Genomic DNA, 13,684 nt, shown 5'->3' on the forward strand with positions numbered 1-13,684 from the left:
GTGATCCGGTGGTTCTGAATGGAAGGGCCATCGCTCAACGGATAAAAGGTACTCCGGGGATAACAGGCTGATACCGCCCAAGAGTTCATATCGACGGCGGTGTTTGGCACCTCGATGTCGGCTCATCACATCCTGGGGCTGAAGTCGGTCCCAAGGGTATGGCTGTTCGCCATTTAAAGTGGTACGCGAGCTGGGTTTAGAACGTCGTGAGACAGTTCGGTCCCTATCTGCCGTGGGCGTTGGAAGATTGAAGGGGGCTGCTCCTAGTACGAGAGGACCGGAGTGGACGAACCTCTGGTGTTCGGGTTGTGTCGCCAGACGCATTGCCCGGTAGCTAAGTTCGGAATCGATAACCGCTGAAAGCATCTAAGTGGGAAGCGAGCCCTGAGATGAGTCTTCCCTGACCCCTTGAGGGTCCTAAAGGGTTGTTCGAGACTAGAACGTTGATAGGCAGGGTGTGTAAGCGCTGTGAGGCATTGAGCTAACCTGTACTAATTGCCCGTGAGGCTTAACCATACAACACCCAAAGGGTTTTGTGGACTCAATGTAAGAACATTGAATGTGTAAGAACTGACAGCTTTCCAGATTAAAGAATTTGCTTGGCGACCATAGCGATTTGGACCCACCTGATTTCCATTCCGAACTCAGAAGTGAAACGAATTAGCGCCGATGGTAGTGTGGGGTTTCCCCATGTGAGAGTAGGACATCGCCAGGCTTACATTTCGTTTTTAGATTTTAGACCTTTTTATTAAGGGAAAATCTAAAGGCAAAAACTTAGACTCAAGAGTCTAACCAGTGCGGAGCGGTAGTTCAGTTGGTTAGAATACCGGCCTGTCACGCCGGGGGTCGCGGGTTCGAGTCCCGTCCGCTCCGCCACTTATTCCGAAAACCTCGCTAATGGCGAGGTTTTTTCGAATCTAAAATCTGAAAAGATTCTACAGGGGTGTAGCTCCAATTGGCAGAGCAGCGGATTCCAAATCCGCGTGTTGGGAGTTCGAATCTCTCCACCCCTGCCATAATTAAGAAGGCTCTAGTCGAAAGACTAGAGCCTTTTTGCATTCTCAGCCCTTTCTGTTCTTCCGGCTTATACGCTAATTGGGTTTCGGAGTGAGCAGGGTAATTATGTCTATGATTAGAACGCCCTATAAGCTATCTCAGCATAAGATTAGACCCGGAATGAGGGGTTGATGTCACCTTTATCGCTCCAGCGGCTGGAGAGCGCATTTTTGTGCGTCAGATGAAAGGGCCTTTTCCATTTCCTCTCTGTTCCTCTTCGGTGATCGAATCTGATCTGCCTGATCAGTCAGTGATTCCCGTTATTCCCTTGAATGCAATTCCTAAGCTTGATCTTAATAATGCAGAGTTAATTGATTTTGTATTTGAGTGGGAGGGTATGAGCAAAGATAATATTCCAGCTCCATTAGTGACACCTGTAACCTTTTAAATTTCAAACTTTGTTTGATGTAAGATGCTATGAATTTTGGTCGATTATTTATCGATGATCGATACAATATCAACCAGAAAATAGTTTTTGGGGGAGTTATGGGTCAGCTTTCTATTCTTGGTTTTATCGCAGTGGGGGGTGCCTTTGGTGCTTGTTCGCGTTATTTGATATCTGAGTTATGTATCATGCTGTTTGGTCGAGGCTTTCCATACGGTACGTTAACCGTTAATGTGGTGGGTTCTTTTATAATGGGCTTGCTGATTGCAGCGTTTGAGAACGAGCTTCTTGCACCAGAGCCATGGAGACAGATTATCGGTCTTGGCTTCTTAGGTGCCTTGACTACGTTTTCTACCTTTTCGATGGATAACGTTTTACTCATGCAGCAAGGCGCATTTTTCAAGATGGGACTGAACGTATTGCTCAATGTCGCGTTGAGTATCTCTGCTGCTTGGGTAGGATTTCATCTACTGGTCAAAAGTTCGTAGTGATTTTTTGTTCATTTTTTTAACAATTTTTGTACAGGTCGGCTTGGTTTAACCAAGCCGATTTTATATACTCGCTTTACTTGTCGGAGTGCCATAAGGCTGAGACCGTTAATTCGGGATCCGTTGAACCTGATCAGATTAGTATCTGCGAAGGGAACAAGAGAAGGTACCTTAACCAGTATCAAACTGGTTAATATCAAATATCGATTCTGTAAATAGTCATACTTTTAGAACTGTTTTCGATACCTCTTGTCGCATCTTTCCGCCAAGCATTTTTATCCAAAATCTTTTTATCTAGAATAACAAGCAAGGAAAAATGCTATGTCGAGTCGCAAACAAGCGAGACTGGAAGCTAAACAATTCATCGATACGTTGTCTGTTCAACCGTATCCTAATTCACAAAAAGTGTACGTAGAGGGCACTCGTCCTGACATTCAGGTCCCTATGCGAGAAATCACGCTGTCTGATAGTCTAATCGGTGGCACTAAAGAATCCCCCATCTTTGAGCCTAATGAACCTGTACGCGTCTATGACACTTCCGGTGTCTATACCGATCCAAACCACAAAATAGATCTGTATAACGGACTCCCCAAGCTTAGAGAAACTTGGATTGAAGAGCGTAGCGATACTGAAATTCTTGACGATGTCAGTTCGATTTACACTAAGCAGCGATTGGCAGACGAAACGTTAGATGACCTTCGTTACGGGAATCTACCAAGAATTCGACGCGCTAAAGTCGGTCACTGTGTGACTCAACTGCACTACGCCCGTAAAGGATTAATTACTCCTGAGATGGAGTACATCGCTTTGCGCGAGAATATGGGACGCGCCAAGTATCGTGATGAAGTGCTTAATCAACAACATCCTGGTCAAAGTTTCGGTGCCAACTTGCCCAAAGACATTACCGCTGAGTTTGTTCGTAATGAAGTTGCTCATGGACGCGCAATAATCCCATCTAATATCAACCATCCAGAGTCTGAACCTATGATTATTGGCCGAAACTTTCTTGTTAAGGTCAACGCTAATATCGGCAATTCATCGGTTACATCGTCTATCGAGGAGGAGGTTGAGAAGTTGGTGTGGGCCACTCGTTGGGGGGGCGATACGGTTATGGATCTCTCAACAGGGCGCAATATACACGAAACACGAGAGTGGATATTGCGTAACAGTCCAGTGCCAATTGGTACGGTTCCTATGTATCAGGCTCTTGAAAAAGTGAACGGTATTGCCGAAAACCTTAACTGGGAGGTGATGCGTGATACGCTAATCGAACAAGCGGAGCAAGGTGTTGATTACTTTACTATTCATGCCGGACTTCTTCTTCGATATGTGCCAATGACGGCCAAACGAGTTACAGGTATCGTTTCGCGGGGCGGTTCCATTATTGCCAAATGGTGTCTAGCTCATCATCAAGAAAGTTTCCTTTACACGAACTTTAGAGAGATATGCGAGATCTGTGCGAAGTATGATGTCGCACTATCGTTAGGTGATGGTCTTCGCCCAGGCTCAGTTGCTGATGCAAATGATGAAGCTCAGTTTGCTGAGCTACGCACGCTTGGTGAACTCACCAAGATAGCTTGGGAATACGATGTTCAGGTCATTATTGAGGGGCCAGGTCATGTCCCAATGCATATGATCAAGGAGAATATGGTTCAGCAGCTAGAACACTGTCATGAAGCCCCTTTTTATACACTTGGTCCGCTTACAACTGATATTGCTCCAGGCTACGACCACATTACCTCTGGTATTGGAGCTGCGATGATAGGTTGGTATGGCTGTGCAATGCTTTGTTATGTGACGCCAAAAGAGCATCTTGGTTTGCCTAACAAAGAAGACGTTAAAACGGGGATGATTACCTACAAGCTTGCTGCACATGCGGCAGATTTAGCGAAAGGGCATCCTGGTGCCCAAGTTCGTGATAATGCTTTGTCAAAAGCTCGCTTTGAGTTCCGTTGGGAGGATCAATTTAACCTAGCGCTAGACCCAGATACAGCGCGTGCTTTCCACGATGAGACTCTGCCACAAGAGTCGGGCAAAGTTGCTCATTTCTGTTCAATGTGTGGTCCTAAGTTCTGTTCTATGAAGATCTCACAGGAAGTTCGTGAGTATGCTAAAGACACCGAACAGGTGGCAGCAGATCAAGCTATATCAATAAAAATGCTTGATGACCCGCTGGAAGGAATGCGTCAAAAATCGGCAGAATTTCGTTCTACCGGTTCAGAGTTGTACCATCCTGCTGTTCAGCCAGAGGTAGCCGAGTAGTGATGAGAATCCTTATACCTGCGTCATGGATTGCAATGACGGGGAATGTTCAGCAATGTCTGTTGTTGGCTAGAGAACAAGGATTTGATATCGAGTGTATTGAGTTGGGCGTTAGCCCAACTCTACATTTCCAACTTGTTCGCGACCAACATATCACTCACATCAGTACAGACTTAATATCTAAGCATGATGGTCAAGTGCTTCTAGATTACGTGCTTTACTATCATGGTTCGATTGATATTGAGAGATATCTAGAGCAACCCAAGAATTCTATTTATATCGATGTAGAAGATGCTGAGCAAGGCGATGTAAGTTGCATTCTGTCGCAGTTCGATATCTGGAGGCATCCAGACACAGGGGAGGTGCGAGCACTTTCCGCTGCGCCTTCGCTCTTGTTTCATCCCAAAGCGCATTTTGTGTGGGTGGTGACACTACTTGCTCTGGACTTTCCTATTGAAGATGCACTGACATTAGCCCGAGCAATGTTGGCTTCCTGTGATGATGTTTCACGTGAAACACTTTCCAATCCAAGAATGGGGTTCAACAAAACATGGCCAAGTTCCTATGCTCATTTTCCTGTACCTGTTTTAAATGATTCACGACTTGGTATTGATGTGAATTGGTCGACTGCAAATCAAGCCTTATCTTTTCCATCGTTATCGAAGTTAGCGTTGGGTCTATATCCTGTTGTTAACAGTGTTGAATGGATCGAGCGTTTACTTGAGTTAGGCGTGAAGACGATTCAGCTGCGAATTAAAGATCCACATCGGCATGATTTAGAGCAGCAAATAGAAAGAGCTGTAGCGCTTGGTCGCCAGTACCACGCTCAGGTGTTTATCAATGACTATTGGCAGCTGGCGATAAAGCACGGTGCCTTCGGTGTTCATCTTGGACAAGAAGATATAGAGCAGTCCAACCTCGATCTACTGAGAGAAGCTGGACTATGTCTTGGGCTGTCGACACATGGGTATTACGAGTTGCTACGTATAGCGCAGATTTATCCGAGTTACATCGCCTTAGGGCATATATTCCCAACCACCACAAAGCAAATGCCTTCATTACCACAAGGATTGGTTCGGTTGGCTCTATACCAGCAATTGATCGATACCATTCCTTATCGTGGGAACCAAGGACTTCCTACCGTAGCGATTGGTGGTATTGATCAAACAAATGCGCATCAAGTTTGGCAGTGTGGGGTTTCCAGTCTCGCGGTAGTCAGAGCAATCACTGAAGCTGACTCAATAGAGCAGGCTATAGAGTTTTTTCAACAAGTAATGAGTAAGCACAGCATTCGAGACAAAAACAATTCAGAGGAACTTACACATGCTAAGTGATGAAGAATTTGTTAGATATCAGCGCCAAATCGCCTTACCTGAGTTTGCTGAACGAGGGCAGCTGGCGTTATCAGAAGCACACGTATTAATCATTGGTTGTGGTGGATTAGGCAGTGCTGCGAGTCTATACCTATCCGGCGCAGGGGTAGGAAAGATAGTGATTGTCGATGATGATGTGGTTGATCCGAGTAACTTGCATCGTCAAGTCATATATCGGGAGCAGGACGTCAATAGACCAAAGGTCATTGCGACTCAAACGCAAATTAGAGCGTTGAATTCTAACGTTGCTATTAGGGCGATCAATAGACGACTAGATAGTCGGCAATTGAGTCTCGAGGTCATGCTTGCTGATGTCGTTTTGGATTGTAGCGACAACATGACGACTCGACAGATGACCAATCAAGCTTGTATTGAACAGCGCAAACCTCTGATCACGGCCGCGGCAATAGGATGGAAAGGTCAGTTTTCCGTATTCGATTATCGTAATTCCGACTCCGAAAATGGCTGTTATCGCTGTTTGTTCCCGTTCGATGAGCTAACACATCCGGTTAGATGCAGCGATAGCGGAGTGCTGGGTCCTGTAGTTGGCACAATGGGTAACTATCAAGCCATCGCGGCAATTCAGCTTTTAGTTACCGGCAAGTTTCACTTTCAGCCCGCTACCTTACATCTATTTGATGGGTTAAAGCTTGCTTGGCAAACCTTATCGATAAACAGAGATAGTCAATGTTCTGCTTGTGGGTCGTTAAGTCAGACTAAATTTCCAGAGGTGCAAATATGAGTACATCAAATAAAGTTTCGGTGTCGTCTGATTCGCTAGATAGTACCAGTAGTTCGACGATAACCATTGAGATCAATTCAATTCCACAGCTTGTACCTTTTGGCTGTAACCTAGAAAACATAGTGACCCAGTTTGCCATTACGGATTCTGGGTACGTATTTGCGATCAATAATCAGGTTGTGCCACGCAGTGACTGGAGCAATACCATTCTCATTGAGGGAGACAGCATCTCTCTATTTCAAGCTATAGCAGGGGGCTGAATCAATGCTTAAAATTGCCGACAAACAATTTAACTCTCGTCTGTTTACCGGAACAGGGAAGTTCGCCAATAGTGAGTTGATGGTAAAAGCCATTGAGGCATCTGGCTCTGAGTTAGCCACTATGGCTCTTAAGCGTGTTGATGTTAACGATAAGCAAGATAATATCTTGCAGCCACTTATCAATGCAGGTGTTAACTTACTTCCGAACACCTCTGGTGCAAAAACCGCAAAGGACGCAATCTTCGCAGCTCATTTAGCGAGGGAAGCGTTAGCAACCAACTGGCTTAAGTTGGAAATCCATCCTGATCCTAAGTACCTAATGCCAGACCCAATAGAGACGCTGCTTGCAGCAGAACAACTGGTTAAAGATGGTTTTATCGTTCTACCTTATTGCCATGCTGATCCGGTGTTATGTAAACGCTTAGAGGAAGTAGGGTGCGCTGCTGTTATGCCTCTTGGAGCGCCAATCGGCAGCAACAAAGGTGTTGTGTCGCGCGACTTTCTTGAGATCATTATTGACCAAGCGAATGTCCCTGTTGTTGTCGATGCTGGTATTGGTGCGCCATCTCATGCTGCACTCGCGATGGAAATGGGTGCAGATGCCGTGCTTGTCAACACAGCGATTGCGGCATCTACTCATCCTGTAGAGATGGCGATAGCATTCAAATTGGCCGTCGAATCTGGTCGCATGGCATTTGAAGCAGGACTCGCAGGAAAAGCAAATCATGCGATTGCATCTAGTCCTCTCACATCATTTCTCGATCAACTGTCGTAAACAGCAGTGAGGAGATCGAATGAGTTTTGTTGAACAGTACAAAAAATACAATTGGCATGATATTTCGATGTCGATCTATGCCAAAACCGCCAAAGACGTTGAGAATGCTTTGGCTAAGAGCCGGCGAGACTTGGAAGATTTTAAAGCGCTAATCTCTCCAGCAGCAGAGCCCTATCTTGAGCAAATGGCCCAACTGTCATATTCAGCGACACGTACACGCTTTGGTAACACGATGTCGCTCTATATACCGCTCTATCTTTCAAACTTATGTGCCAACGCTTGTACCTATTGTGGATTTTCTATGGAGAATCGCATTAAACGTCGCACATTGAATAAGTCAGAAATCGAGGCAGAAATCGAGGCGATAAAGCGTATGAAGTTTGACAATGTGCTGCTGGTAACTGGTGAGCATGAGACTAAGGTAGGCATGAACTACTTTAGGGAGATGGTTCCCCTAATAAAGCAGCGCTTTAACTACTTAGCTATGGAGGTTCAGCCATTACAGGAGCATCAATACGCAGAGCTTAAAACGCTCGGTTTGGATGCGGTCATGGTCTATCAGGAAACTTATAACGCTTCCACTTATGCCAAACATCATTTGCGTGGCAATAAAATGGATTTTGATTTTAGGTTGGATACGCCAGATAGATTAGCTAAGGCTGGTATCGACAAAATTGGTATCGGAGCTCTAATTGGTTTGGATGAGTGGCGCACTGATTGTTTTTACGTTGCAGCACATCTCGACTATCTCGAACGGACGTATTGGCAATCACGTTACTCAATTTCTTTTCCTCGGCTGAGACCATGTGAGGGGGGAGAAAGCTCCGTTGTACCGAAATCTGTTATGAGCGATAAACAGTTAGTCCAGCTTATTTGCGCATATCGATTGCTCAATCCAGAAGTTGAGTTGTCACTTTCTACCAGAGAGTCACCTCAGTTTAGAGATAATGTTTTATCACTAGGTATTACGAGTATGTCAGCGGCGTCAAAAACTCAGCCTGGGGGATACGCTTCAAATGACGCGGAGCTTGAACAGTTTGAGATCAGTGATGAGAGAGGCGCGGATTCAATTGAAGCAATGATTAGGTCGAAAGGTTTAGATCCGGTGTGGCGAGATTGGCATTGTGCATATTCTGGTTAGAGTGTTTCACGTGAAACATAGGTAAAGAAAAGAGGGTTGATGCAAAACATCAACCCTCTACTTTTTTCTAGCTTCTAGCTTCTAGCTTCTAGCTTCTAGCTTCTAGCTTCTAGCTGTGTGCTACAGGTGCCGTTGCTTGACGAAGCCACTCTTTCACATCACCTTCAACTAGCGGGCTGATCTCATCCCATACTTTCTGATGGTAGTCATTCAGCCACGCGAGTTCTGGACGTGTCAGCATATCAACATTGATGTTTCTGATATCAATTGGGCAACGTGTTAGCGATTCAAAGCTGAGTACAGGGAAGTCGCCTTTAGTCGGTGTTTCGACAACAAGCTCTAGGTTCTCAATTCGGATACCGAATGCATCAGCGCGGTAGTAACCTGGCTCATTAGACAAAACCATACCTTGAGTGAGAGGCACATCAATTTGCTTTTTAGATATGCTAGCGGGTCCTTCATGAACACTGAGGAAATGCCCCACGCCGTGTCCGGTACCGTGGTCATAGTCGTAGCCTTCGGCCCATAAGTGCTGACGAGCTAGAGTATCAATCTGGTATCCTCGAGTACCTTTAGGGAAACGAGCGCGAGCGACACCAATGTGACCTTTTAATGCAAGCGTGAACTGCTTAATCATTTCGTCGCTAGGTTTTCCGATAGCAATGGTACGCGTGATGTCTGTGGTGCCATCTAGATATTGACCGCCAGAATCAACCAAGTAAAGACTGTCTAGTTGAAGTACTCCAGGCTCAGGTTGATTCTCATGGTTGTAGTGACACATTGCGGCATTACTGCCGGCTGCGGAAATAGTGTCAAAGCTAAGATCCATGAGTGTCGGGTCTTGTTTTCTAAATTGCTCAAGTTTGTCAGACAGTAGCGCCTCATTGTGAAGATTTCCCGTCGCTACTTCTGAATCTAGCCAACTCAAGAACTTACACATCGCAACGCCATCTCTAACGTGGCAAGCTTTCATGCCTGAAATTTCGACGTCGTTCTTCGATGCTTTAGGCATTAGACAAGGATCGGCAGCATTGATGACTGACGCACCGCTATTTTGCAGAACCAGTTTGAACCAAGCATTGCTGGTCGCTGGATCGAGTAGCACTTTTTTACCCGCAAGCGCTTCGATCTGTGCCTTGAGTGAATCTGGGTGATGGACGGTTACACCATTACCAACGTGTTCAGAGAAGTTGCTAGGCAGACGTGCTGGGTCAAGGAAGAATTCGACACTCGCATCGTCATGGAGAATCGCGTGAGATAGCAAAACAGGCAAGCGTGAGACATCAAGACCACGTACGTTTAATAACCAGCAAATTGAGTCCAATGCGGTTATCACAGCGGCGTGACCTCCTGCCTTTGCAACCAAATGAGCGATCTCTTGACGCTTACTCTCACTAGATTGACCAACAGCTTCTGTCGCCATCAGTCTTACATCCGAAATGACGGGGGCTGGACGATCATGCCACAACTGGTCAATCGGGTTGCTTTGCAAAATATTGAGCTCCAGCTTTCCTGCAAGTTTTGCTTGAGCTGAATCTAACCAAGCTGAGTTATGCATACGTGGGTCGATCGCGACTGAACATCCTGTTTCAAGATGTTCGAGGATCCAATCAAGAGCAGGCTCTTCAATTAAGTGGCGATATTCGAACAACGTTGATGGGACCTGTTTAGTTACTTGAACCGTGTAGCGACCATCAACGAAAATAGCGGCATTGTGTTGAGTAATGACAGCAACACCGGCAGAACCTGTAAATCCAGTCAGCCAGTGGAGACGCTCATTGTGAGCGGGGACGTATTCGCCAAGGTATTCGTCTTCATGTGGGACAAGCAGGGCGTCTAAATTATTCTGTGCGAGCCAATCGCGAATAGCAGCCAAACGCTGTTCTGTAGTCATAAGCATCTGTGGTAATCCTTCATTATTGTCTAGTTGTCCGTGTCAACGTTTAAGCGTGCAGTTGGACGATGAGAATAAGCTACTCTTTTTACCGTCAGGCTGCAAATTATCTAAGAGCAGTGGTTTTATCCCGAATGATTTGTCGTAGCCAAGATAATGCAGGGTCATTTTCTCTATCACGGTGCCAGAACAGCGTATATGCCATTGGAGGAAATTCCATCGGTAAAGGTAGGACAGTCAAGTCTAGCTGCTTTGAGGCTAGCTTTACAAAATGACTCGGTGCGGTAAATACGAAGTCTGTGTAAGAACATAAGCTTGCCGCACTGTTAAAGTCAGGTACGGTAATCGCGATATCGCGCTCTTTGCCGATGTCGGCTAATCGATAGTCGAGTAACCATCTTTCGTTGCCATCACAGCGAACTTGAACGTGGCGCTGAGCCAAAAAGTTATCGAGATTCCAAACTTGCCCCAGAGCAGGATGCTCTTTTCGGACTAAACACATTTGGTTATCACGGTATATTTCCTGCTCGCAAATATCGCTAGGTGGCAGCATAGTGAGTTTTGCGTCATTGATGTCGATATCTTTCCCTGTAATGCCTAAGTCAATTTCTCCCCGCTGTATTTGACGAAATGTGTCGTCAGACCAAGCATGAGTACTGATAGTGACGCCCGGTGCGCGGTTAAATATCTGGGGAAGGAAGTGGGGTAAGATCAGTGGGTAAACACTTTCGACAGCGGCAATCTGGTAGCGATAATCACTCGAGCTAGGCGAAAACTCTTCAGGTTGTGTTAGCTGTTCTAATTGATTTATTAGTATCTCGAGTTTGGGTTTAAGAAACAGCGCTTTAGGTGTTGGTTTTAGGCCATGGGCGTGACGCACGAACAGAGGGTCATCAAACTGTGCCCTAAGCTTGGCAAGATTCTTACTGACAGCAGATTGGCTAAGACACAATCGGTGTGCTGCGCGAGTAACGTTAAGTTCTTCAATTAAAACACGTAAACAGACCAGTAAATTCAGATCAAGACGAGCAAGTTTCTCTATATTCATTAGAAATTCTCAGGAGGAATAACTTTGATGACAATACGTCATTAGCAGGCATATCTAGTTTAGCCTACTATAAAGGCAATTTCATCATGCGCAGCGGAGATACAAGTGCAGACGGCAACCTCAACCAACCCAACCAAGCAACAGCTAATGCTTCTTACATTACTTGTTCTGTTTAGCCCCTTGGCTATTGATATTTATCTGCCTGCACTGCCATTAATTTCGTCAACGTTCCACGTGGAACATGCGTTAGCGCAAGATACGATTACTTGGTTCTTGTTTGCTATGGGCGTCGGTCAGCTATTTGCAGGTCCCTTAGCGGACAAACTAGGACGTCGAACTGTTGCATTGGGAGGAGTAAGCATCTATGCGGTCAGTGCTTTATTGGCGTGGAGCGCTCAAAATATCGAGTGGATGCTGGTCTCTCGTTTGCTACAAGGCTTAGGCGCGTGTGCGACATCGGTAGCAGCCTTTGCAACAGTTCGCGACATCTTTGGTCCACAAAAAAGTGGCAAAATGATTAGTTACTTAAATGGTGCAATCTGCTTTATCCCTGCGCTTGCCCCGATACTCGGTAGTTGGTTAACACAGCAGTTTGGTTGGCGATCGAATTTTAGCTTTATGGCCGGCTTTGCGGCAGTCGTATTGGTGATGCTATGGATTGGGTTAAAAGAGACGAACCCGCAAATAAGTAAAGAGCCGGTATTCAAACTCAATCGCTATCTTGATGTTGTGCGTTCACCGTCATTCTTGTTTCACGCAACTCTGTGTATGTTAGCGATGGCGGTCATTCTCGGCTATGTAACATCGGCACCCGTAGTACTGATGGAGAATCTTGGCCTTAGTATGAATGAGTTCACCATGTGGTTTGGTATTAATGCGGCAATCAATATTGTGGCCTGTATGAGTGCGCCAAAATTCATGGATAGATTTGGAACGCATATGGCACTGACAGTCGGCATTGTAACTTTGGCAATTGCTGGTGTGGTGGTGATGCTTCTGCAAGGTCAAGCGACAGCGATGGCGTTTATGCTACCAATCTTTATGTCTTCGATTGGTTTTGCATGGATTCTTGGCGCGGCCGCTGGTAAAGCGCTTGCCCCATTTGGCGATAAAGCGGGTACAGCAGCAGCACTGCTAGGGCTTTTTCAAATGAGTGGTTCGGGTTTAGTCGTCGGTACCGTACAGCGCCTAGGTATGGAACCACAAATTATGATCGCAACCTTAATGCTTATAGTCACACCTGCACTTGCTATTCTATGGTCTAGAACTGGCCGTTACTGGCACCATGCGGTGGCGTAATCTTACGAGATGCGCTTTGATAATTAAATGAAACGTTGTATATTTGTGCTTCTTTATATCGGTATGTGTGGATAAATCGCTACGATGTCAATGACAACCTATGAGATGGCTCGAGTTCTGGAACAATTGGAAGATTCTCCAGAAAAAATAATGTTTGGTAAATTGTTGAGTGAATTGGGCAACCAAAGTGGCGAGCGCATCCGTAGTGCGGCGAAACAGGTTCCGCTTCCTATTCTTCGAGATATGGTGTACCAGTTTCAACAGGTGATTGAATCACGCAAAGGTGAGCAGGTCGAATCACTGGCTAAACAGATTGCAGATCAAGGTATTTCTGTTGAAGACCTTAAAAGTTACCTTGCCTCAAAGTAATAAGATCAAAAATTGATAAAACTCGCTTCGGCGAGTTTTTTTATGGGTTAACGTTTCGATTGATTGGGTTTTGTAGCGAGATCAAAGTCTCGGTAGATTGAACTTCATCAATGGCTTGTAGCTTATCAATCAGAACATACTGCAACTCTTCAATAGAGCGGCACATTAATTTTACGAAAATGTTGTAGGCACCTGTGGTGTAGTACGCTTCAACCACTTCTTCTAACGCATTCAGTTTTTCAAGTGCGGAGTGATAATCTCGAGCCGCATTAAGATTGATACCGATAAAACAACACACGTCATACCCCAACTTTTTGGTATCAACGATTACTTCGGTTCCTTGTATGATATCAGCCGATTTCATCTTCTCGATACGCACGTGAATGGTTGCAGGGCTTACTTCAAACTGCTTGGCCATTTCCGCATAAGGAGTACGTGCATCTTCCATAAGGGTTTTTAGGATTGCCTTATCTAGATCATCCAGTTTGATGTTGTTAGCCTGCATGTAACTCCTTGTAATTCACGTAAATGTTACGACCTTAGTACAAACCATCACCAGTGGTGATACAATAGTAGATATAATTTTTTGGTT

12 protein-coding genes, 2 tRNA genes, 2 rRNA genes, 1 pseudogene and 1 riboswitch are annotated in these 13,684 nt (G+C 45.4%); of the genes and pseudogenes, 14 read left to right on the plus strand and 3 right to left on the minus strand.

Annotated features, from left to right (window positions below; genetic code table 11):
* The 12 genes and pseudogenes from DA100_RS19615 to thiH all read left to right on the plus strand — a co-directional run.
* A 23S ribosomal RNA gene (locus tag DA100_RS19615) occupies positions 1-516 on the plus strand; the annotation flags it as partial.
* 82 nt (positions 517-598) lie between these two features.
* Positions 599-715: ribosomal RNA gene (rrf, locus tag DA100_RS19620) — 5S ribosomal RNA — on the plus strand.
* 84 nt (positions 716-799) lie between these two features.
* Positions 800-876, plus strand: a tRNA-Asp gene (locus tag DA100_RS19625).
* Positions 877-939: 63 nt separating this feature from the next.
* Positions 940-1,016, plus strand: a tRNA-Trp gene (locus DA100_RS19630).
* A 109-nt stretch (positions 1,017-1,125) separates the two neighbouring features.
* A pseudogene (locus DA100_RS19635) lies at positions 1,126-1,429 on the plus strand (multicopper oxidase family protein); the annotation flags it as partial.
* Positions 1,430-1,542: 113 nt separating this feature from the next.
* A complete protein-coding gene (gene crcB / locus DA100_RS19640; RefSeq protein ID WP_138973671.1) occupies positions 1,543-1,929 on the plus strand; it encodes a fluoride efflux transporter CrcB in 387 nt (128 codons plus the stop codon).
* A 74-nt stretch (positions 1,930-2,003) separates the two neighbouring features.
* Positions 2,004-2,102: riboswitch (TPP riboswitch) on the plus strand.
* 148 nt (positions 2,103-2,250) lie between these two features.
* Positions 2,251-4,191 carry a phosphomethylpyrimidine synthase ThiC gene (gene thiC / locus DA100_RS19645; protein WP_138973672.1) on the plus strand — a complete coding sequence of 647 codons (1,941 nt, stop codon included), beginning with the start codon at positions 2,251-2,253 and terminating at the stop codon, positions 4,189-4,191.
* On the plus strand, positions 4,191-5,525 hold the full coding sequence (locus DA100_RS19650) for a thiamine phosphate synthase (RefSeq protein WP_138973673.1): 1,335 nt from the start codon (positions 4,191-4,193) through the stop codon (positions 5,523-5,525). The genes thiC and DA100_RS19650 overlap by 1 nt, the downstream gene beginning before the upstream one ends.
* Complete coding sequence (locus DA100_RS19655) at positions 5,515-6,306, plus strand: HesA/MoeB/ThiF family protein (protein ID WP_138973674.1); 792 nt, start codon at positions 5,515-5,517, stop codon at positions 6,304-6,306. The genes DA100_RS19650 and DA100_RS19655 overlap by 11 nt, the downstream gene beginning before the upstream one ends.
* On the plus strand, positions 6,303-6,566 hold the full coding sequence (thiS, locus tag DA100_RS19660) for a sulfur carrier protein ThiS (protein ID WP_138973675.1): 264 nt from the start codon (positions 6,303-6,305) through the stop codon (positions 6,564-6,566). Before DA100_RS19655 ends, thiS begins: the two co-directional genes overlap by 4 nt.
* A gap of 4 nt (positions 6,567-6,570) precedes the next feature.
* Positions 6,571-7,341, plus strand: coding sequence for a thiazole synthase (locus tag DA100_RS19665; RefSeq protein WP_138973676.1), 771 nt, complete (start codon positions 6,571-6,573; stop codon positions 7,339-7,341).
* 19 nt (positions 7,342-7,360) lie between these two features.
* Positions 7,361-8,482, plus strand: coding sequence for a 2-iminoacetate synthase ThiH (gene thiH / locus DA100_RS19670; RefSeq protein ID WP_138973677.1), 1,122 nt, complete (start codon positions 7,361-7,363; stop codon positions 8,480-8,482).
* 109 nt (positions 8,483-8,591) lie between these two features.
* Here the strand turns inward: thiH and DA100_RS19675 are convergent, their stop codons facing one another.
* Entirely contained in the window at positions 8,592-10,382 is a 1,791-nt protein-coding gene (locus tag DA100_RS19675) for an aminopeptidase P family protein (RefSeq protein WP_138973678.1), read from the minus strand.
* A gap of 100 nt (positions 10,383-10,482) precedes the next feature.
* Complete coding sequence (locus tag DA100_RS19680; RefSeq protein ID WP_138973679.1) at positions 10,483-11,424, minus strand: LysR substrate-binding domain-containing protein; 942 nt, start codon at positions 11,422-11,424, stop codon at positions 10,483-10,485.
* A 105-nt stretch (positions 11,425-11,529) separates the two neighbouring features.
* Here DA100_RS19680 and DA100_RS19685 point away from each other — a divergent pair, with 105 nt between their 5' ends.
* Together DA100_RS19685 and DA100_RS19690 are read left to right on the plus strand one after the other, a co-directional pair.
* Positions 11,530-12,723 (plus strand): multidrug effflux MFS transporter, encoded by a 1,194-nt coding sequence (locus DA100_RS19685; protein ID WP_138973680.1) that lies wholly within the window; start codon positions 11,530-11,532, stop codon positions 12,721-12,723.
* A gap of 84 nt (positions 12,724-12,807) precedes the next feature.
* Complete coding sequence (locus tag DA100_RS19690) at positions 12,808-13,092, plus strand: hypothetical protein (RefSeq protein ID WP_138973681.1); 285 nt, start codon at positions 12,808-12,810, stop codon at positions 13,090-13,092.
* Positions 13,093-13,132: 40 nt separating this feature from the next.
* Here the strand turns inward: DA100_RS19690 and asnC are convergent, their stop codons facing one another.
* On the minus strand, positions 13,133-13,597 hold the full coding sequence (gene asnC, locus DA100_RS19695) for a transcriptional regulator AsnC (protein ID WP_138973682.1): 465 nt from the start codon (positions 13,595-13,597) through the stop codon (positions 13,133-13,135).
* Positions 13,598-13,684: the final 87 nt, after the last annotated feature.

Source organism: Vibrio sp. Hep-1b-8 (assembly GCF_006124995.1).
In the GTDB taxonomy this organism is placed as follows: domain Bacteria; phylum Pseudomonadota; class Gammaproteobacteria; order Enterobacterales; family Vibrionaceae; genus Vibrio.